This window comes from Ignavibacteriota bacterium (assembly GCA_016713565.1).
In the GTDB taxonomy this organism is placed as follows: domain Bacteria; phylum Bacteroidota; class Ignavibacteria; order Ignavibacteriales; family Melioribacteraceae.
Genome location: JADJOX010000007.1, coordinates 189,385 through 210,607 on the forward strand (window position 1 = coordinate 189,385; position 21,223 = coordinate 210,607).

A 21,223-nucleotide genomic window follows, 5' to 3' on the forward strand; every position below is an offset into this window, starting at 1 on the left:
AAAAATTAAACCCTTTAATTTCATTCTTAATTTAACGAAAATTTGTTGGCTATCTTAAGTCTGTTTATTGCTCTTTTTAACGCAAATTCTGCTCTAAGCTCATCAATATTTTCACTTCTTTTGTTCTTTAACCTATTTTCCGCTCTTGATTTTGCGTCCTCAGCTCTTTTAACGTCAATATTATCAGAGCGTTCTAATGATTCAGCAAGTATAATTATTTTATTATTTGATAATTCTATTGTACCGCCGCTTGTTGAAAAATGAAGTTTCGAACCTTCGCTTTCTTCAATTTTAATTTCACCAATTTCTAAAGAGCTTATAATAGGCGCATGATTAAATAAAATTTGGAAATTACCATTTGTTCCCGGAACAGTAACTGAAATTACGTTTCCATTATAACCAATTTTGCTTGGCGTAATAATTTCTAAATGTAATTTTTCCATTTAAGCCATCTTCTTTGCTTTTTCAACGGCTTCTTCAATTGTACCGACATACATAAACGCCATTTCCGGAAGATTATCATGTTTCCCTTCAAGAATTTCTTTAAAGCTTCTTACTGTATCTTCCAATTTAACATATTTACCAGGAGTTCCGGTAAACTGTTCGGCAACATGAAATGGCTGACTTAAAAATCTTTGAATTCTTCTAGCGCGTCTAACAACTACTTTATCATCTTCAGATAATTCATCCATTCCTAAAATATTTATTATATCTTGTAAATCTTTATATGCCTGTAAAATTTCTTTAACTTGACTTGCAACTCTATAATGTTCATGACCAATAACACCCGGTTCAAGAATTCTTGAAGTAGAATCTAAAGGATCAACAGCGGGATAAATACCTAATTCAGAAATTTGTCGGCTTAATACGGTTGTTGCGTCCAAATGCGAAAAAGCTGTTGCCGGAGCAGGATCTGTTAAATCGTCTGCCGGTACATATATTGCTTGTACGGATGTAATTGAACCTTTATCGGTTGAAGTAATTCTTTCCTGCAATTCACCCATTTCCGAAGCTAAGTTTGGCTGATATCCAACTGCTGAAGGCATTCTTCCCAACAAAGCGCTAACTTCCGAACCAGCTTGTGTAAAACGGAAAATATTATCAATAAAAAGCAAAACATCTCTTTCTTCAACATCTCTAAAATATTCGGCAATTGTTAAACCGGTTAAACCAACTCTAAGTCTAGCACCTGGAGGTTCGTTCATTTGACCAAACACCAAAGCGGTTTTATCAAGAACTCCGGATTCTTTCATTTCACGCCAAAGATCATTGCCTTCTCTTGTTCTTTCACCAACTCCGGTAAATACCGAATAGCCTCCATGTTGAGAGGCAATATTATGTATAAGCTCCTGAATAATTACTGTTTTACCAACACCGGCACCGCCAAATAAACCTGTCTTTCCGCCTTTCGAATAGGGCTCTAACAAATCGATAACTTTAATTCCGGTTTCAAACATTTCCTGCGATGTGGTGAGTTTTGCAAAAGCCGGGGCATGATGGTGAATTGGAGCTTTTCTTTCTGTTTTAATTTCCCCTAATTCATCAATTCCTTCTCCTAGCACATTAATAAGTCTTCCTAATGTCTCCGGTCCAACTGGAACTGAGATTGGTTCCCCAGTATTAATTGCTTTCATTCCTCTTACCAAGCCATCGGTAATATCCATCGCAACGGCTCTTACTCTATTATCTCCAAGATGCTGTTGAACTTCAAGAGTTAAAATAGAATTTTCGCCATCTTTTTCAGTTGGAATTTGAATTGCATTATAGATTTCCGGAATCGTTCCGCCGGTAAAATCAATATCCACAACTGGTCCAATTACTCTGACAATTGTTCCTTCGTTGACTGCCATTTTTTTCCTAAATAATATATATCAATCTGTAAAATTAGTTATTATTGAAATATTTTTCAATTTATTTACAACTAATTTATTTTAATAATGTCATTTTTTTTATAATAATTTTATTATTCAATTTTAACACACAAAAATATATTCCTGTAGCGAGGTTTTCTGCATTGAATTGTACTTTATAATTTCCGGATGAATGAGTTTTATTCACCAGAGTTTCAATTTCTTTTCCAAGAATATTGTAAATTTTTATCGAAATATTCGAATTATGATCAATTTTCTCACTTGATACAGAATATTCTATTATAGTTGTTGCATTAAAAGGGTTCGGGTAATTTTGATATAATGTAATATCTTCGGGAATTTTGGTCGGATTTTTAATCGAAGTTAGGTTTTTAACCTCAAAATCCGCAAATACGGGTAAATGATCTGAAGAATAATAAAGCGCAACTGCAATTTCATCTGAAACATAGGAATTCGGCAGTTCATTTATTGCTTTGTTAAAATGATTTCCGTCATTCCCAAAAGATTTATAGGTTTTGGGAATATAAGATATTCCTCCGGAATCGATAACTGCTTGTGAAGCTAAAATCATATCAAATCTGTCATCTAATCCGCCTGTTGAGCCTTCATCGGAAAGATTTGACAATCTTGTAGATTGTGTATGAATGTCTCTATAAGTTGAACTGTTATGCCAGCTGCCAATTTTATTTAAAGGATCTATAAAATAACCACTTTGAGATTTGTTAATTAAACCTTGAAATGCGGGTTCATTAGAGTAATATAAATTTAAATCGCCAACTAATAAATAATATTTTCCAAGCGGCAATTTATTGGTAACTTCTCTCAACTTTTTAACTTCTTCAGATCTTTGAATTTCATTATCAGCGCCGTCACTTGCCTTTAAATGCGCCGAATAAATAATCAAAGTATCATTAGAATTTTTGTGCAATAGAGTAAGCTGCGAAATATTCCTTAAAGACGTTTTTATTGGTTGGTTATCGATAAAACTAAAAATTGAATCTTTATAAAAAAGAGCATTGTCCGTATCATATCCATCGACAAATTCTCCGGCAATATAATTTGAATCTAATACTTCATTCAAAAATAATTGAACACCGTATGCGCTTTCCATTTCTTGAACAACTAAAATATCAGGATCAATTTCTTTTATAACTTTTTTGAAATACGGATTTCGCGTAGTAGAAATTTTGCTTGGATAATTTAAAACATTGTATGTCATTACACGGAAAGTTTCTTGTGCAAAATAATTACTAATTAAAAGAAAAAACAAAATACCTAAAAACTTTTTATTCATTATTACTCAATTTCTGTTGAAAGTATGAAACGTAAAATTCTGTTGTTGTCAGTATCTAAAACATATAATGTCTTATCATAATGTGCTACAGCATGCGGAGATGACATTATTTCATTACCGCCGAACGATTCAAGTTCATCTCCAAACGTATTAAATTTATAAATGCTGTCCTTTTCAGCGTCGGCAACAAAAATATTATTTGCGTCATCAAACGCCACGTCTTCCGGTTTGCCGAATTTATTCACGTTCATTAAGTCGCAAGAAAATGCGCTTAACTTTGATAAATATCCTTCAAAATCTGAATTTGACACAAACTCAAGCCATTGCACCTTAAAACTGTTATTCCCTATTAAAGTTAAAACCACATCAGTATTTTTTTTATTAAATGATGTTAGTGAGCTTATTTGATTTGCGGATAAAATTCCGGTTCCTTCAGGTTCCAAACCGGGAATTTTACTTACTATCATTGAATCCTTTTCATTGAATTTAAGTTTGATTATTGTATTGTCTCTATCGACGGGATTTGAATTTGATGGACCTTTTCTGGATACATAAATTGAATTATCGTAAAAAGTACAAACGCCTGTATAAGCTCTGTCTATTCTATTAAATGCAAACGGATCAATTTTAGGATCCTGAGGTAAAAGTCTTTCCAATTTTGCATTTGTAATATTATGCACAGCTTCAACCATGTTAATTTTATACAAAGCGCTGAAAGCTAAATTCTGATCATTAATAAGTGTGTCAAATTCCGCTACAATAAAAAGATCAAGTTTATAGTTTTGAGCAACAGCTGTTGGACTTTTAATATTTATTTCACCTAAAATTTGTCCGGCAATATCAAGCATAACCAATCTATTATTGTCAGTATCTGCAACGTAAATAAATAAATCCTTTCCAATAATCATATCTTGAGGATTATTGAAACCTGTCCAATTTGGATACTGCGGAATATATGTAGTATCGCCTATATTGCTATTATCATCTTTATAATTTATGTCGTTTATATTAAATTTATTTGTACATGAAAAAGCAAAAATACAGATGAAAATTATTGTTAGTACCGCAATAAATTTAATTTTAAAGGAATTAAATATCATAATCTTTTAAATTCCAAGAATGATTGAAAATCTATGAGCCGAACCTAATCTTTCAAAATTTACAAAAGAATAATCCAAAGTAAATTCAGAAAAATCCAAATCCATTTTAACTCCAACGCCGAAAGATAAATCTTGTTCATCGGAGTTTATTTTATATCCGCCTCTAACAAAAAACATTTCATGCCAGGAATACTCGCTTCCGATTGAAACATTTTCGCTATTATCATTAGGATGATTAAGCTGAATTGAAGCCGTTATTCGATGATCTTCATTTTGATATGGTTCAAGAGCAAAACCGATTCTAAACATAGTAGGCGGCGAAAAAGACTGCCATTCACTTTTTTCTCTACCGCCGAATAAAATAACTTTACCATCGGGCGCAAGTTCATTTCCAAAATTTGAAATTGTAACTGCAAATCTGGTTGAGCCTAGTCCGGTCCAATAGAACGTTCCTAAATCGACCAATACTCCTCTCATTTTAAGTTTATCTAAAGTTTCTTCAATGTATCTAATTGTTGCACCAAAACTAAATTGTTCGGTCATCCTTCTTGAGTAAGACGCGGATACAGAAAAATCACCGAAAGAAAAATATTCTCCGGTTCCAAAAGGATTTACTTCAGTCGTAACTTTCATATCTTTCATATGAAGTGACATTAGTGAAAAACCCACCACATCATTATTAGAAATATGATAATTCGCACCTAAGAATTCATGTCCTATATCAACAATCCAATTATTATGCGAAAACATTATTTGGTCTTTATCAGATTGAACCAAGCCGGCAGGATTCCAATACAAAGATGACACATCATTGGCAACTGCAATATACGCGTCTCCCATTGCAGTTGCTCTACCGCCTACTCCAATTTTTAAGAATTGCGCCGTGGAAATGCCCGCTCTTTGTCCGCCCAAAGTTGGAAAAAGCTGAGCATTTGATTCAGCCGCGGAAAACGTTAATATTAAAATGAGAAAAATTATTTTATTCATAAACTTTTACAAAATCACGAAACTTTCTTTTAATAAATAACCCTAATTAAAATTTTAAACTAATTCCAAACTTTATATTTCTCCTGGTTAAATACCTTGCCGGATTATAAGGATATGGATTTAACGGAGCTTGAAGATCCGGATATTTCGGATCATTCCAAGAAGATGGTGTAGGATCTCCATTTTCATAAGCTTTTCCGGTTGTGGGATTAATAATGGCCGAATTTTTTGTATCAAGCAAATTATTTATTTCCGCAAATATCGAAAAATTCAAACCGGCAACTTTAAAATATTTTTCTATATTCATATCAATCCAAAACCAATTATCACCAATTCCTTCCAAAGCATTTTGTCTATCACTTATATATTCAGGTCTGCCGTCGGTATCATAATTTCCCGTAAATATATTTTCAGTATACCTTTTACCCGATTGATAAAACAATCTTCCGTAAATATTTATATCATCTAGAATTCCAGGCGCAAAACCAAATAATGGTTTACCCTTTTCTATATAAAAATTTAAACTGCTATTTAACGTAAAAGGTCTATCCCAAGACATATACTGCTCTTTAATTGATTCATCCAAATCGCCGCGCAATATTAAAACACCTTCTTCAGCCGAAGAACTCTTTCCCGTAACAATTGCATAAGAAATAGACAACATTCCGTTGAACCAATTTCCAATTCTTTTTTTATATTCCAATTCAAGTCCGCGGGATTTTGCATAATCTAAATTTGCATAAGTTGTAAATGATTGAGTGGCAAATCTTGGCGAAGTAATTTTTGCTGTTCTTGTTCTAACATAATCAAAGATATCTTTATAATCTGCCGTAACTGTGAGAACGTCATCTGTAGAAAACTGATTTTTCAATCCAAGCTCGTATGCGACCGTAGTTTCCGGATTTAAGTTCGGATTTCCAAAAGTTTGAAATGAAGATTTTGCATTTGTCGGATTAAGTTTTGCGTAAACATATTTAGGGTTTGGCCATTTACTAAAATGCCCGTAAGAAAAAAACAAAACTTGATTATCCGTAACAGGATGCGAAATACCCAGTCGCGGACTTAATCTGGCTTTGAATCTGTTTCCATTAAACCATTTAAATGTATCATCAATATATCTTTTTCTAATTTCATCGGGAATTGTTACAACATCAGGATTTTCAACAGCTCTATCCACATATTTCCCAGGGAACCAATAATCTAATCTTAGACCGAAATTTAATATCATTCCGCTGAAATTTATATTATCCTGTGCATAGAATGAACCTTTAGCAGGATGAACTTTATATATATCATTATTTAAGCCTAATTCGCCGATCCATGGTTTGTAAATATCTATGACCTGCATTTCTTGAAAAATTATATCAAACCCTGCTTTGAATTTATTCTTTTCGTCAAAAAAGTTTGTTACGTCGCCTTTAAAAGATAATTCATCAATGTAATGATCACGCCAAGTATAAGGATTTCCAATATCCCAAAATCCATCACCGGGAATTACGCCAATTGTATCAGTCTGCAGATTGTAATATTCGATTGGAAATGTGACAATATCTTTAGGCTCAATATATTCATTCCAATACTTGCCGTTTGCGTCCGCCCGCAGGTTGGAAAAGAATTTATTTATTTTCAATGTATAAAACGTACTTGAATTAAGGGTGTGTGTCCAAGTTATAGAATTATAAATGTTATTATGCGTAAATACGTTTGCTTCATCTAAATTATATTGAAACTCATATTGATAACCTGGACTTGGTTCAACATATTCTAAATTAGATTGTAATGATTGTGAATTTTGATTAATACCAATTGATTGATTGAACGAATAATCCAATTTCATTGTTGGCGAAATTGTATATGTCAATTTACCAAGCCAAAACCAGCTGTTCTCAGCACGCGGTGCGAATCTTGTACCATAAAATGTTGAAGAATAAAGCTGCTTTGCGGTTGGTTTAAAATATCCTTGCGTTATTCCATCGGTTATTCCCATATAAAAATTTGCAAAGAATGAGAGCCTTCCGGGAATCTGTAATCCCAATTGCGGAAGTAAATATGTCGTTATTGGTTCGGGTCCGCTCAAATTTGCTTCAGAAATATCAGTATTAAAAACATGCGGAGAAGATTTAAATCCAAAATTATCTCTTTTATAAGAAACCGCGCCGGAATATTTTTCACCGCCTTCACGTGTTTTTACATTTATTACTCCGGATGTTGCTTGCCCGTATTCAGCATTAAAACCACCGGTAATTACTTCAACTTCTTCAATTGCATTAGCACTTAATTGTAAGCCGAAACCTGTGCCGGCTAAAGGATCCTGTACCGAAACACCATCTAACAAAAATGCGTTTTCATAGGATCTGCCGCCTCTAATATGAATTGCATTATCTGACTGAACAACACCCGCTTGCTGTGTAACTATATCTTTAATGTTCTCTATTACGGCAACTTCCAAATCTTCTTTGCTTATCGATTTAATGCTTTGCGTTTCTTCCGCATCAACTAAAGGTTTATCGCCAATTACAACCACATCCTGCTCCATTGTTAAAACGGTTTCTTCCATTTTTATATCGAGACGTGTAGTTTTGTTGGGTAAAATTTCTATACCGGTAAAAACCATCTGTTTAAAACCAATTAGCGTTGCTTTAACAGTGTACTTGCCGGGTGTAATTTTATCGATTATAAAATTTCCATTATAATCAGTTGCAGCGCCGTAGTATGTTCCTTCAATAATAATATTAACACCCGGCAAAGGATCGTTTAAATTTTTATCTGTAATTTTACCTTGAATTTTTCCGGTATTCTGAGGTAAAACAATTGAATGAAATAATATGAAAATCAGTAGTATTTTTTTCATTATTCCATTCCAAACTCATTTACAAAAATTCGCTTTAATAATTCTGCGGCATTGCCGTTTGCGTCACATTGATGAATGGGAATTCCAATAAAGAATAAATTTTTTGTGTTGTTCATTAATGCAATGCTGCCATTGATTTGGCTGCTTGTAATATCGTAAGCTTTAGAAGCGGAAATTTCACTTACTTTAAATGTTCTCACAAAACCAATTGTGGAACTTGTTTTCAATAAAGGTAAATCATTGAACTTTGTGCCAGGTAATAAATTCGCGCCCGCAAACATAAATGTTAATGGTTTTTTATTGTCGAAGCTTTCAATCGGTAAAAATGTTTGTGCAATTTGATTTGAAAATTCAAAATTATCAGATGAATCTTGAAACGTCATTGAAAATGCTATTTTACCTCCGCTTTGTATATAATTTTGAGTTATTAAATTTGCAAGATCAATTCTTGGATTTGAACCCGAATACCAAAAGATATATTTAAATAAATTCAATGTACTTTTAAATGTAATTGCTTCATAAGGAAGCGATACACTTTCCAGATCAAGAATATTATACTTCTCATTAGCAAAGTTATTAAAACTGTTTTTGTAAAAATCAGCGGATTGTGTTCCTCCGGCAAAATTATCAATAATTAAAAGTTCCCCTTTTGGTTTTTCAATAAACCATTTTTTTTCCGAATCAGGTAACATTTCAAATTTTGATTTAGAACCGCTTATGTCAATACCTCTGACATAAAGTCTATTAAAATCATCTAATTTTAAATTCTTTAATTTATCTTGATGTATTTTATTTTCATCCGCATTTATAAAAATATTCATTTCATTGGATGATGAAGCAACAAGCGCAACCAATCTGGTTGAGCCGTTTAAGCTCACAAAATTTGTAGTATCATTGAGAGCAATTTGAATTTCTGTAATTGTTTCATTTCCGTCCAAGTCAAATGCGTTCCATCCAACTGTAATTGCCGGAAAAGTTTTTTCGGGAATTATACTGAGATCGTTCCAAGTAATTTCCGGAGGCGAGTTTTTTATCGGAAACTTCTGAATCGCCGGAGTTGCATCAATTGAACCAAAATCAATAAAAGGTTCAGATAAATCATATTTATTGTTTTTATTTAAGTCGGTAAATGGTTCATGGCCAATATTCACACCGTTGAGATAAACTTCATTGTCATAAATTCCATTACCTGAATTATCTATTGCCGATATATAAAAATTATATGATGTATCTACTGTTCCGATTGGAAGCGCAAAAACAGAATCATTTGATTTTGTAAATTCCCAATTATCATTTATTCCTTCCCACTTAAACAAATAGCCAATTACAAGTCCGTCTTTATCGTCACCCCACCAATGAACTTGGAGCTTACTTTTTTGCTGACTTACTAAAGAATCTGTATAGATAAATAAATGAGTTTCCGGAGGAAAATTTTCCACCGGATTGTCGTTTACTGTTTCATTACAACTTATAACAGAACTTACTATAATTATTAAAAGATATTTTAATATTTGTTTTTTCAATTTACATTTAACTCAAAGACTTAATTTATTACTTCTCCATTATTCAATTACTTTAATAGCATCATCTTCTTTGTTTGGAAAAATTCTCCTGCATTTAAAGTATAGAAATAAATTCCGGTTGATAGATTACTTCCGTCAAATCTTACTTCGTAGTTTCCCGGTGAATGAACTTTATTTACTAAAGTTATAACTTCTCTTCCAAGTACATCAAATATTTTAATAACTACTTTTGCATTTCTGCTTGAAATATTATTTGGAACCGAATAACTAATTAAAGTACTTGGATTGAATGGGTTAGGATAATTTTGTGACAGACTATAATTAACAGGAATTTCTAAATTGTTTTTTACATCGGTTTTAAATCCAGCAAAATCATCATTTTTTCTTGGCACTAATTTATAATTACTGAAAGAATAAAATAGAATTCCGGTAATACTTTCAAATGTGTTCCCGGTTTCAATTCTAATTCCTTTATTTTCCAATGATGTGTCCCAAAAATTATTATAATCATGAGTTCCGTCTTGAACTTCAACTCTCATTTGAACATTAGAAGTATCGGCGACAAACATTTCGCCAAAATTTCTATTTCCGCCGCTTCCCATATCAGGACCTGATTCTCCGTCTGCGTTATCATTTACCACAGTTACATTTTCCAATTTAACTAGAACACCTTCATAAGATTCGGCTGGTAGCAATCCGTCTCCCAAAGCGTTTATTTCCGAAGTTGAAATAACAGTTGGTTGAACACCTTCAAAATTATCCGCAAGAGATGTTTCAATTGTAACACCTTGATCTAATGTCCCTATTCTTGTAACACCAAAACTTTCATTAACAATACCGGTAACTTTAAGAATATCACCTCTTCTTACATCATTTGCCTCTACTCCGAATATTTGAATACCGCTCCAAGGACCGGTACCATTCTGAATATAAACTTGCGGTCCAATATTTGCGCCATCTCCTTGAATATCAGTTGTATCTGCCGAAACTTGTCCGCTTACTGTAACTTCATAACCATTATATCCGCTGTAACCGCTGCCAAATGGAGAATATTGAACATCTTGAATTTTAAGTTCTCTATCCAATGCTAAATAAAAGTAGCTTCTTTCAATATTTGAAGGACTGGTTGACGAAAAATTATTAGAGTCTACAGCGGAAATATAATATTTAATTAAGGATGAATCGCTGACAGATGGAATTGTTGCACTCCAAATAGAATCAGCCAAATTTGTTAAAGTCATATCTACGGCGACAAAATTCGCATTATTAATGCTATAATTTAGCTTAATGCTTTTTATTCCTGAAGTTTTATCTTCATCAACTACTTTTGCGCTAACCATAACTTCTTCATTAAATTTAACCACGCCTTTATCTCTAACAACATTACTAATATTTGGAGCGCTTTCACCATAAATAATATCATCAGGATAAACCGGATTCAACATAAACCAGCCGTATTGTCCGCCTGTTCTTGTTTCAATATAACCTCTAATTCTTGTAACACTTGTTCCCGCCGTTGGAGGAATAAATCCCGTTCGTATATAATTCCCTTTATTATAAATAACCATACTCGTATTGTTTTCATCAAAAATTTTAAATGTACCTGATCCTACAATTCCAGGATCAGAGGTATTTACATTTTGAATTTCTACATAAACACCTTCCCATTTTTCCGCTAAATAATTCGGCGTTGTTGTTCCTTTAACAAACAAAGAATCCAATGTAAGCACAACGGGTTTGGGTCTTGCAGAAATTCCAATCACATTTGAAGCGTCAAAGCTGATAACATCAGCTTCAGTTGTTGTAAAGTATTCAACTACTTCAACTGCGGCTTTTACTACCATTCCGGAATCTAAAACCGCAAAAACTTCATTTGTTAAAGAAGGATCTCTAAATAAAACACCGCCCCATTCAGGATTATTTTGATCTTGCAGAAATACTGAAGGTGCACCTGCGGCTAACATTTCTGCATTAGCCGGATCCGCATTGAAATATGGCGAATTCATTACTACGCCAGTAATAATAACAGTATCGCCGACAAGCAGAGATTTGGGTTCAGTATTCTTGCTCGCATAAAAAAGTAATGAATCGTTCGGCACAAAGTTTATATCTTTAATTGTAACTTCAGGATAGTTCTGCGCGAATAATTCAATGCTTAACATTAAAAGTAAAATGAGTAAATAATTAATTTTCATTTTATTCCCTTTATTTTATTACTAAAAATTTTCCTCTTTTTATATTACCGTTTTTATTATTCTTAACGGTAAACAAGTACATTCCAGTAGCAATTGCCTGATCATTGTCAGTAATTAGATCCCAAGCGTGTTCACCGCCTGACATTTTTTGCTTGCCGTCTTTTGAATAAGTCTCAAACCATCTCAAATCGGAGCCGTTACTGCTTGGATCATGATAAATTTTCTTTACAATATCTCCAGATAAAGTATAAATAATTATTTCACATTCTTCAGGTAGATTGAAAAAATAAATTTTCCTTAATCTTTCTGAATTTCCATCCCAATATGCTTCGCCATAATATGGATTTGGATAAACACCAATTTCAACATTTTCTTTATCAGTTGGAGCTGTTCCGGGTATAACTTTTTGCATATTTGCCAATGGACCGCTTTCCAAACTATTCAAACTATTCTCTTCATCACCTTGATCAAAAGCGGTAACAGAATAAATATATTGCCATCCATTTAATTGATTCTCAATTTCAAATTTATACCAATATTCTGTATCATCACCTTCGAACGTAATGGGAGATTCAAGTCTTATAAAATCAAAACCGGTATTAAAACCAATATTGTTGCCGGCACTATCAAATTCAGCTACTAAAACTAAAGATGAATTTATATTTTGCGATTCAGTAAGATCATAACCCGGATTTGTTCTATAAATCTTGTATCCTTCAAAATCCTTTTTTGCTGATATAGGATCTATTGAGTTTTCCGATCTTTTATCCCAATAAACTGCAACAGATTGATTTTGCGGAATTACTTTTATTTTCGGCGGCGTAGGCGGAGCCGGTAAAATATATCTTGTAATTTCTCCGTTGCCGTCTAAGTCTTCGTCTTGATCTAAAAAACCGTTTCCGTTTTTATCCTCACCGTTATAAGCTCTTAATGCCCAGCCGGCATTTAAATAAAATTCTGATTTTTGTTCTTCGGTATCAAATGACGGCAGATCATTTCCATATTTTTTTCCGGCAACAATCGCGTAAGTAACATTTACGGAATCCCCAGGAAGAAGTGAATTCTGAATTCCGGCAGAAATTAACATTGATCTGTTGCTCGGGGATTTTATTGTTTCTGGTTTAATTGCCTGATCTTTTCCAAATCTATTTGCACCGCCATAAAACCCAAGCATCTTTTGAAATCTTTGAATATCGTTTTGAGGGGCAAAGAAATTTGGATCGGTGGTATTTCGAAACTGCCAATTAACAAAATTTACTCTATCAATCTTCATATCAGAACCTAGATATTGTATTCCAATATAACTATCCGTAAATCCAACATCGCCCGCAGCATCAAATTCATAAGCTATTTTTAATGAATCGCTATAGCCGTTTCCTCCTTTGTTAAAAAATGCGCTTCCCGTTCGCGGTGAAGTAATATTGGTATTTCTAACAACGGTATCTGTCCAAAGTCCTACATGCAGACTATCTAATTTTTTATTAGAGGTGTTTTTAATCCAATAATTCATAATCACAAAAAAATCAGCAAATGGAAAATTCCATGCGTAAGTTTCCTGATGAATACTAATGCCAAGCGGATTGTGATCAACAATTAATTCTCCATTACTCAAAGTTCTGTTGGTATCAACAAAATTCATTACAAAATCTTGGTGTGATATTGCTTTCGGATCAAAAAATTTTGAATCAATTAAAGATGATCTTTCGGTTACAATTTCGCCGTCATTATTTGTAAATTCAAATCCGCCGCCTCTGGCAGAAACAGATGATGCGTCAACGGCTCCGGTCGTAACAAACGGACCTAATTTATTATTTCCATTTTCGTCACTAAGAAACGCTCCAACCCAAAGTCCGCCGTCAAAAATATTTTCAATACCGCTGCCAATTGGGTATTCGCAAGAAGGTTGTTCGGGCCATAAACTAAAGCCATGACCGTATGTTCCAAAATTTGTTATGGTAAGCGCAATATTGCCGATGTTGGTAAATTTTGAATTATCATCATCATTAATTTTATTAAGTGATTTTGTATCTGACTGGGATAAAATAATTGTGAAATTTAAAATAAAAAACAATAAAAGGGCTTTTTTCATAACATGTTTATTATAAAGGATTTTTTAAATGTGACTTAGATTTGACAACCTGAAAATAGTTTTTCCCATCTGATAAAAGTAGAAAATATTCACTTTTAAATACAGAAGAAATTTTTAAAAAATCCCAATAAGAAAAATTATATTTTATTTTAATGTTCAAAACAAATACTATTATGCCTAAACTTTAATTTACTTTAGCTAACATCTTATAACGAATTACAAAAAAAATTTTCAATACTAAACAACTACAACAAATTTTTCAACTTCAATTCATAAACAATTCATTTATTTATAAATTAAATTTTATTTACCATTTAGATATTCAAATAAATTTTTTAGTGAAAAACTTGTTTATTCAGATTTCAAGATACAATCAAACTTTATGAATTTCAAATTATAAATAAAAAACCCTTATTTTTCATAAGGGTTTAATTATTTTAATATAATAGTATATTTAAATTGAGATCGAACTTACTTCGGCCATTTCCATTCCGCGTTTTAATGCTTGTTCATTTAGCGGAATTAAATTATGATATCTTTCTGGAAGAACTTTTTTTAATCCTTCAAGAATATTTTTAATTTCAATAATTGGCCTTTTTTGTAGAAAACTTCCCAACATAATCATATTCATAATTTTTATGTTTTTCATCTTAGCGGCTTCTTTTGTCGCATCAATTCCAATAATCTCAATATCATTTCTTGTGGGAGGATGAATAACATTATTAGCTTCATAAAGAAGCAATCCGCCTTGTTTAACCGCTTTTTCAAATTTATCAACAGAAGGCTGATTAAGTGCAATAACCGTATCAAATTTTGAAATTATAGGAGAACTTATTTTTGTATCGCTGATAATGGCAATACAATTTGCGGTTCCGCCGCGCATTTCAGGTCCATATGAAGGCATCCAGCTTACTTCTTTATTTTCAATCATACCTGAATAACAAAGTATCATTCCCATTGAGAGCACGCCTTGACCGCCAAATCCTGCAATAATAATTTCTTCAGTCATAATTAACTCCTCCCATTTGGTAATTTAATATCGCCGAGCGGATAATACGGAAGCATATTTTCTTCAAGCCAATGATTAGATTCAATTGGAGTCATTTTCCAATTGGAAGGACAGTTACTAACTATTTCAATAAAACATGTGCCCTTATTATCTTTCTGAAATTCAAATGCTTTTTGAATTGCTTTTTTAGCCTTGCGTACATTACCGGGTTTATGAACCGATTGACGAGTAACATAGTAAGTTCCAGGAAGCATGGCAACTAATTCAGTCATCTTTAAAGGATTACCCATTGTATTAACATCTCTTCCAAATGGTGAAGTAGTTGATTTCATCCCGGGTAATGTTGTCGGAGCCATTTGTCCGCCCGTCATTCCGTAAATTCCGTTATTGATAAAAAGTATTAAAATATTTTCTCCTCTATTGCAAGTATGAATAGTTTCACCTGTTCCAATTGCGGCTAAATCTCCATCACCTTGATAAGAAAAAACATATTTATCCGGAAGAACTCTTTTAATTCCTGTAGCCGCTGCGGAAGCTCTGCCATGTGCGGCTTCCGAAAAATCAATATTCAAATAATTATAAGCAAGAACGGAACATCCAACCGGAGCAACACCAATAACATCAGATTGAATTCCCATTTCATCAATTACTTCCGCTAAAATTCTATGAACAACTCCATGTCCGCAACCCGGACAGTAATGCATATCGACATCCAACAAAGTACCGGGTTTTTCATAAACAATATTTTCAGGAGAAATTACTTCCGCGTGTTCACATCTTAAAGTATGTTCAAAATGTTCATCATCTATTAAAGCTTTTTCATTCATACGGCAACTCCTACTAATTTTTCTTCCAATGCTTTTAGAATTTCTTCTGGAGCGGGAACCACGCCGCCCATTCTTCCGTAAAATTCAACCGGAATTTTTCCATTTACAGCTAATCTTACATCTTCCACCATTTGTCCGGCATTCATTTCAACATCAAGAATACTTTTAATTTGACCGGCAAGTTTATTAATAATTTCATAAGGATATGGGAACAAAGTAATTGGTCTTAAAACGCCAACTTTAATTCCTTTTTCTCTTGCCAGGTGAGCTGCTTTTGTGCAAATTCTTGCAACCAATCCATAAGCCACAATTAAGTAATCTGCATCCTCACAGTCTATTAATTCATAAAGAATCTCATTTTTTTCTATTTCTTTGTATTTGTTTTGCAGATGAATATTTTGCATTTCCATTTCTTCTGCTTTAAGATTTAAAGAAGTTATAATATTATGATTTCTTGTTTGGGATTTTCCTGTTAAAGCCCAGTTGAATTCTTCAAATTTTCTCTCTTGCTGAGGAAATAATTCAACCTTTTCCATCATTTGCCCTAGTGCGCCGTCTGTAAGAATTAAAACCGGATTTCGATACTTAAATGCCAAATCAAAGCCGAATTTTACAAAATCAGCCATTTCTTGAACTGTAGCGGGAGCTAAAACTATTAATTTATAATCGCCATGACCACCGCCTTTCACGCTTTGGAAATAGTCACTTTGTCCAGGTTGAATTGTTCCTAATCCCGGACCGCCTCTATTAACATTAACGAGAAGGCAAGGCAATTCGGCACAAGCAATATACGAAATTCCTTCCTGCATTAAACTTATACCAGGACTTGAAGAAGAAGTCATAACTTTTTTTCCGGTGCCTGCGGCGCCATAAACCATATTTATTGAAGCAATTTCACTTTCAGCTTGAAGTACAACCATTCCGGTTCTGTTTTCGGCTTCGCGGCTTAAATACTCTAAAACTTCAGATTGAGGAGTTATTGGATAACCAAAATAAGCATCACAGCCGCAGCGTATTGCTGCTTCGGCTAATGCTTCATTGCCTTTCATTAATTGTAATTCTTTCATTCGTTCACCTCAATTGAAATATCGGAAGTGATATTTTTTACTTCGGCAATTTGCTTGTTGCCGCTATCTGTCTTTCTGTATACTGTTATTGCTCCTTCAGGACAAACAAGCGCACAGTTAACACAGCCTGTGCAATTATCAATAACTTTAACTATATACAAATAACCTTTATTATTTACTTGGCGGGCTCTTTGAAGAGAATCCTGAGGGCATGCTTCAACGCAAAGTTCGCATCCTTTGCATTTTTCAATATCAATAATGATATCGCCTTTAACTTTTGCCATAAATACTCCAATATATTCTATCAATAATTTTAATAGTATAATATTTATGCCAAAATATTTATAAAAATTCACAAAAAGAAGAAAAACAAAAAATTTGTTTAAGTTGTATAGGAGTAATTTAATATTAGATAATGGGTCTGTTTATTTTGATTTTATATTTATTCTTATCAGATTTGAGAATTATTAAACTTAAATGAGAAATGAAAATTTGTGTAAAGTGAAGTAAAAATGATTTCAAAATTGAAAGATATTAAAATGAAATGTAAACCCGATTTTGAATTATTTAAAAAGTTTGCAGTATGAAAAATTGGTTAAAAAAAAGATTCCATCTTTTTAATTATGGAATCTTTCGTAATAAAATGTGGATATATTACATCAAAAATCTAAAAATTACTCAATACCAAAAATTCGTTTATTTGTCATCCACTTGCCTCTAGTAAAATCCGGGAAATACTGGGGCATTCCATTATTTTGGATTGAAACTTCAGATAACGGAGTAATTACACTCCACGCGGCGGCATCATAAACATCAATAGGCGGTTCTTTTTCTTCTTTAACGGAATCAACAAATTGTTTTATTGTGAAATAATCAATTCCGCCATGACCGGCACCAACTGCATTTTTCTCTTCCTCACTCCATAAATGATGATCATACTTTTTCATATATTCATCAAACTTTTCATTTGATTCCCATTGATGTTGAGGTGACTTTCCTTCAATATAAATTCTTCGCCCTTCAAAATCACCGCACCAAACACCTTTTGAACCGTGCAAAGTAAATCCCCATGAATACGGTCGAGGCAAACTTGTATCATGATTTAAGATTATCGTTTCATCATTTGCCGTTTTAATTACAGAAGTAATAATATCGCCAAGTTTCCATTTTATTTTTGCATTCGGATGATCTTCTCCTCCTTGAGGATGATTAATTATATAATCTTTCAATCCAACGGCTTTTGTTGCTGTTGAAGTTAAAGTCACAAATCTATTTCCGCGGTTAATATCGAACCATGTAGCAACAGGTCCAAGTCCGTGCGTTGGATAAACATCGGCATTTTGATTTATATAATATTGAGTTCGCCATCTTGCTTCGCCCAACGAATTTTTACCGAATTCAACACCGCTATCGGATTGCTTTCCTCCATTAAAAAGCACTTCACGCAAATCATGTCGGTATCCGCAAGTCGCGTGTACAATTTCACCAAATAAACCTTCCCTTATCATTTTTAATATTGCCATCGATTCTCTTGCATAACATACATTTTCCAATATCATTAACGGAATTCCTGTTTCTTCATAAGTATTTACCAAATCCCAACATTCTTCCAAATTATTTGCGGCGGAAACTTCCACTCCGGTAAATTTTCCGGCTTTCATACTTGCAACCGACATTCTTGCGTGCCATACCCAAGGTGTTGCAATTATTACTCCGTCTACGTCATCTCGTTCCAATAATTTCATAAACGCGTAATCGTCGTTAGTATAAACAGCGGCTTCCTTTCGGTTATTTTCGCGTAATAGTTTTTGTGTTTTATCAATTGCTTCAGGATCAACATCGCAGATTGCTGTAATTTCGACATCTTGTCTTTGCGAAACTAATCCAACGTGAGAACGTCCTCTTCCGCCAACGCCGATAAAAGCAATATTTACTTTACCCGATGGTTTAGACCGCTTAAATTTAATTTTATCTTGCGACTTAATTAAATTTGGAGAAACGGCCAAACCCAAGCCGGCTACTGCAGCGGTTTTCAAGAAATCCCTTCTCTTAAATTGATTCATACAAACTCCTTTTAAAATTCACTTTATATTTTAAAGAATATCTTTCTTCTATATAGCCAATAACATAAATATAATTCCAATGAAAATACAACCAATGAATTTATAATATTAGAAAATTGAATTGGTACTGATAAAAATTGAGCGAAGCCGAATACAAAAATATTTACAAATTCATTAAACCATTGTCCACCTATCGACTGACTAAACAAATAAATAAATATTGAATTCATTCCAACGGCAACAATAATTGTAAATCCTTTATTTAATTTTTTAATATCTACTAAATAATAAAATATTGCCAAGGTTAATAAAGCCCATCCGCCCGATACAATTACAAATGAACTTGTGCAAATTCGTTTAATGACTGGTGTAATTCCTAACCAATCAAGACTATATCCGGTAATAATTCCAATAATTCCAGCAACGGCAATAATTTTAAATTTTTCTTGGTCAATTTTTTTACTGATTAAAATCTTACCTGCAATAACTCCCCAAATAGTATGTGCCGAAGTAGGAAGAAAATTTATCACAACCCATCCGCCGCCATTAATTTTATTCATTAAAATAAGGTCAATGTATGAACCAAAATTTTTTCCAATTACAAACGGTTGATCAAATCCGGCGATGTTAGTATATCTGTATAAAATTTCAGTTATAACTAATAACATTATTGAAAAAATAAATTGATATCTAATTCTTAAATTAAATAACGCATATGAAATTAAAATTGTAAATCCCAATTGAGTCAATACATTCCAAAGTTCCCAAACAAGTTTATGTGAATATCCGCAATGCAGAATAACACCAAGAAAAAAAAGCGTAATACTGCGGATTATAATATGTTTTGTTATTTGTGATTTTTCAACACCTTTATTTAATCTTTTATTAATTGAGAATACCATGGCAACGCCAACAATGAACATAAAATACGGCTGAATCAAATCCCAAAATCTTAAACCGTTCCATGGATGATGATGAAACTGCATAATAATATTATAGAAAAAACTTCCTTCCGTTGATGCTTCCTTAACGTAACCGTAAAATTCCGTCCCTTCCAAAACAAGAAAGAACATTGTTAAACCTCGAAATAAATCTAATGAAAGTAATCTTTCGCTATTGTGAGAATTAGTTGTCTTCATAAGTTGATTTTTTTTTTGTTGAAGTTTAGTTTAGAGAACCGTTAAATAAAAAATAGCTTTTAATTTTCTTGGGCTTAAAAAGATAATATTATTATCTATAAGTTTTCAAAAAAAATATAAAAAAAAGTTATTGTCTTTAAACTAATATTTTAAGAATTGATATATATTATAATTTATTTGAAATATACGCTATAAATAAAATTATTCATTAGATGAAAAATTATTTTGCGTGCTTTTCCGCATGATAAGAGCTTCTTACAAGCGGACCGGATTCAACAGCCGTAAATCCAAGTTTAGCACCTTCTTCTCTGTATAATTTGAATTCATCCAAAGTTACATATCTTTCAACGGGTAAATGATTTTTTGTCGGCTGCAAATATTGACCAATTGTCATAATATCACAATTATTATCCTTTAGATCTTTCATCAATTCCAGCACTTCTTCTTTCCGCTCACCAATTCCCACCATAATTCCGCTTTTAGTTTTCAATCCATTGTTTTTGAACCATTTAATCAAATCCAAGCTTCTTTGGTAATTTGCTTGCGGACGAACGGCGTGATATAATCTTTGAACTGTCTCCAAATTATGATTTAAAATATCAGGCGGGTTTTTCATAATTATTTCAAAAGAATTTTCATTTCCTTGAAAATCAGGAATTAAAATTTCAACGGTGCATTCGGAATTTTTTTCTCTAATTAATTCAACAGTTTTAGAAAAAATCGCAGCGCCGCCATCTTGTAATTCATCTCTGTTCACGGAAGTTATAACAACATGTTTTAATCCCAATTCAATTACTGAATCGGAAACCCGGTTCGGTTCGTCCCAATCCAAAAATGTTGGTCTTCCGCTTTTAACATCGCAAAAACCGCAAGTTCTTGTACATGTATCTCCAAGTATCATGTAAGTTGCGGTTCTATTATTCCAGCATTCGGCTAAATTAGGACATTTAGCTTCTTCGCAAACAGTATTCAGTTTTGATCTGCGCATCATAGAAAGAACTTCTCTATAATTATCACCGGAAGGTAATCTTACTTTTAACCAATCCGGTCTTCTTCCCAGATCAACTTTATCATTTTCAACTGTATCTTTATAATCTCTTTGATGTTTATTTAATTTCATTACAAATCTTTCAATAATTAAACTCAAAAAATACAAAAAAAATGAACGCTTTGTTAATAGATAAATGTTTCAACAATTTTGTTATATT

16 protein-coding genes are annotated in these 21,223 nt (G+C 32.9%); all 16 read right to left on the reverse strand.

Features of this window, described 5'->3' with window-relative positions; all coding sequences use genetic code 11:
- Positions 1–26 precede the first annotated feature (26 nt).
- The 16 genes from IPK06_07895 to lipA all read right to left on the reverse strand — a co-directional run bounded on the left by IPK06_07895 (position 27) and on the right by lipA (position 21,135).
- The gene (locus tag IPK06_07895) at positions 27–443 is read right to left on the reverse strand and encodes a F0F1 ATP synthase subunit epsilon (GenBank protein ID MBK7979914.1); all 417 of its coding nucleotides are present in this window, start codon (positions 441–443) and stop codon (positions 27–29) included.
- Positions 444–1,850: a F0F1 ATP synthase subunit beta gene (atpD, locus tag IPK06_07900; protein MBK7979915.1), complete on the reverse strand. Its 1,407-nt coding sequence runs from the start codon at positions 1,848–1,850 to the stop codon at positions 444–446.
- A 76-nt stretch (positions 1,851–1,926) separates the two neighbouring features.
- On the reverse strand, positions 1,927–3,165 hold the full coding sequence (locus IPK06_07905; GenBank protein MBK7979916.1) for a T9SS type A sorting domain-containing protein: 1,239 nt from the start codon (positions 3,163–3,165) through the stop codon (positions 1,927–1,929).
- A 2-nt stretch (positions 3,166–3,167) separates the two neighbouring features.
- Positions 3,168–4,265 (reverse strand): hypothetical protein, encoded by a 1,098-nt coding sequence (locus tag IPK06_07910; GenBank protein ID MBK7979917.1) that lies wholly within the window; start codon positions 4,263–4,265, stop codon positions 3,168–3,170.
- A gap of 6 nt (positions 4,266–4,271) precedes the next feature.
- Complete coding sequence (locus tag IPK06_07915) at positions 4,272–5,252, reverse strand: PorV/PorQ family protein (protein ID MBK7979918.1); 981 nt, start codon at positions 5,250–5,252, stop codon at positions 4,272–4,274.
- 46 nt (positions 5,253–5,298) lie between these two features.
- Positions 5,299–8,103 (reverse strand): TonB-dependent receptor, encoded by a 2,805-nt coding sequence (locus tag IPK06_07920; GenBank protein MBK7979919.1) that lies wholly within the window; start codon positions 8,101–8,103, stop codon positions 5,299–5,301.
- On the reverse strand, positions 8,103–9,626 hold the full coding sequence (locus tag IPK06_07925; GenBank protein ID MBK7979920.1) for a hypothetical protein: 1,524 nt from the start codon (positions 9,624–9,626) through the stop codon (positions 8,103–8,105). Before IPK06_07925 ends, IPK06_07920 begins: the two co-directional genes overlap by 1 nt.
- Before the next feature lie 47 nt (positions 9,627–9,673).
- Complete coding sequence (locus IPK06_07930) at positions 9,674–11,821, reverse strand: T9SS type A sorting domain-containing protein (GenBank protein MBK7979921.1); 2,148 nt, start codon at positions 11,819–11,821, stop codon at positions 9,674–9,676.
- A 10-nt stretch (positions 11,822–11,831) separates the two neighbouring features.
- Positions 11,832–13,910, reverse strand: coding sequence for a hypothetical protein (locus IPK06_07935; protein ID MBK7979922.1), 2,079 nt, complete (start codon positions 13,908–13,910; stop codon positions 11,832–11,834).
- A gap of 454 nt (positions 13,911–14,364) precedes the next feature.
- The gene (locus IPK06_07940) at positions 14,365–14,919 is read right to left on the reverse strand and encodes a 2-oxoacid:acceptor oxidoreductase family protein (protein ID MBK7979923.1); all 555 of its coding nucleotides are present in this window, start codon (positions 14,917–14,919) and stop codon (positions 14,365–14,367) included.
- Between the two features lie 2 nt (positions 14,920–14,921).
- Positions 14,922–15,746: a 2-oxoglutarate oxidoreductase gene (locus IPK06_07945; GenBank protein ID MBK7979924.1), complete on the reverse strand. Its 825-nt coding sequence runs from the start codon at positions 15,744–15,746 to the stop codon at positions 14,922–14,924.
- Positions 15,743–16,813 carry a 3-methyl-2-oxobutanoate dehydrogenase subunit VorB gene (locus IPK06_07950; GenBank protein ID MBK7979925.1) on the reverse strand — a complete coding sequence of 357 codons (1,071 nt, stop codon included), beginning with the start codon at positions 16,811–16,813 and terminating at the stop codon, positions 15,743–15,745. Before IPK06_07950 ends, IPK06_07945 begins: the two co-directional genes overlap by 4 nt.
- The gene (locus IPK06_07955; GenBank protein MBK7979926.1) at positions 16,810–17,097 is read right to left on the reverse strand and encodes a ferredoxin family protein; all 288 of its coding nucleotides are present in this window, start codon (positions 17,095–17,097) and stop codon (positions 16,810–16,812) included. The genes IPK06_07950 and IPK06_07955 overlap by 4 nt, the downstream gene beginning before the upstream one ends.
- Positions 17,098–17,487: 390 nt before the next feature.
- Positions 17,488–18,876 carry a Gfo/Idh/MocA family oxidoreductase gene (locus tag IPK06_07960; GenBank protein ID MBK7979927.1) on the reverse strand — a complete coding sequence of 463 codons (1,389 nt, stop codon included), beginning with the start codon at positions 18,874–18,876 and terminating at the stop codon, positions 17,488–17,490.
- Positions 18,877–18,899: 23 nt separating this feature from the next.
- Positions 18,900–20,015 carry a DUF5009 domain-containing protein gene (locus IPK06_07965; protein ID MBK7979928.1) on the reverse strand — a complete coding sequence of 372 codons (1,116 nt, stop codon included), beginning with the start codon at positions 20,013–20,015 and terminating at the stop codon, positions 18,900–18,902.
- 220 nt (positions 20,016–20,235) lie between these two features.
- Complete coding sequence (gene lipA, locus IPK06_07970) at positions 20,236–21,135, reverse strand: lipoyl synthase (GenBank protein ID MBK7979929.1); 900 nt, start codon at positions 21,133–21,135, stop codon at positions 20,236–20,238.
- Positions 21,136–21,223: the final 88 nt, after the last annotated feature.

Coding starts and splice junctions, on each gene's coding strand:
- IPK06_07945 (MBK7979924.1), bottom strand. CDS start 15,746: ATGAATGAAAAAGCTTTAATAGATGATGAACATTTTGAACATACTTTA.
- IPK06_07960 (MBK7979927.1), bottom strand. CDS start 18,876: ATGAATCAATTTAAGAGAAGGGATTTCTTGAAAACCGCTGCAGTAGCC.
- IPK06_07915 (MBK7979918.1), bottom strand. CDS start 5,252: ATGAATAAAATAATTTTTCTCATTTTAATATTAACGTTTTCCGCGGCT.
- IPK06_07965 (MBK7979928.1), bottom strand. CDS start 20,015: ATGAAGACAACTAATTCTCACAATAGCGAAAGATTACTTTCATTAGAT.
- IPK06_07905 (MBK7979916.1), bottom strand. CDS start 3,165: ATGAATAAAAAGTTTTTAGGTATTTTGTTTTTTCTTTTAATTAGTAAT.
- IPK06_07950 (MBK7979925.1), bottom strand. CDS start 16,813: ATGAAAGAATTACAATTAATGAAAGGCAATGAAGCATTAGCCGAAGCA.
- IPK06_07920 (MBK7979919.1), bottom strand. CDS start 8,103: ATGAAAAAAATACTACTGATTTTCATATTATTTCATTCAATTGTTTTA.
- IPK06_07955 (MBK7979926.1), bottom strand. CDS start 17,097: ATGGCAAAAGTTAAAGGCGATATCATTATTGATATTGAAAAATGCAAA.
- IPK06_07935 (MBK7979922.1), bottom strand. CDS start 13,910: ATGAAAAAAGCCCTTTTATTGTTTTTTATTTTAAATTTCACAATTATT.
- atpD (MBK7979915.1), bottom strand. CDS start 1,850: ATGGCAGTCAACGAAGGAACAATTGTCAGAGTAATTGGACCAGTTGTG.
- lipA (MBK7979929.1), bottom strand. CDS start 21,135: ATGAAATTAAATAAACATCAAAGAGATTATAAAGATACAGTTGAAAAT.
- IPK06_07910 (MBK7979917.1), bottom strand. CDS start 4,265: ATGATATTTAATTCCTTTAAAATTAAATTTATTGCGGTACTAACAATA.
- IPK06_07940 (MBK7979923.1), bottom strand. CDS start 14,919: ATGACTGAAGAAATTATTATTGCAGGATTTGGCGGTCAAGGCGTGCTC.
- IPK06_07930 (MBK7979921.1), bottom strand. CDS start 11,821: ATGAAAATTAATTATTTACTCATTTTACTTTTAATGTTAAGCATTGAA.
- IPK06_07895 (MBK7979914.1), bottom strand. CDS start 443: ATGGAAAAATTACATTTAGAAATTATTACGCCAAGCAAAATTGGTTAT.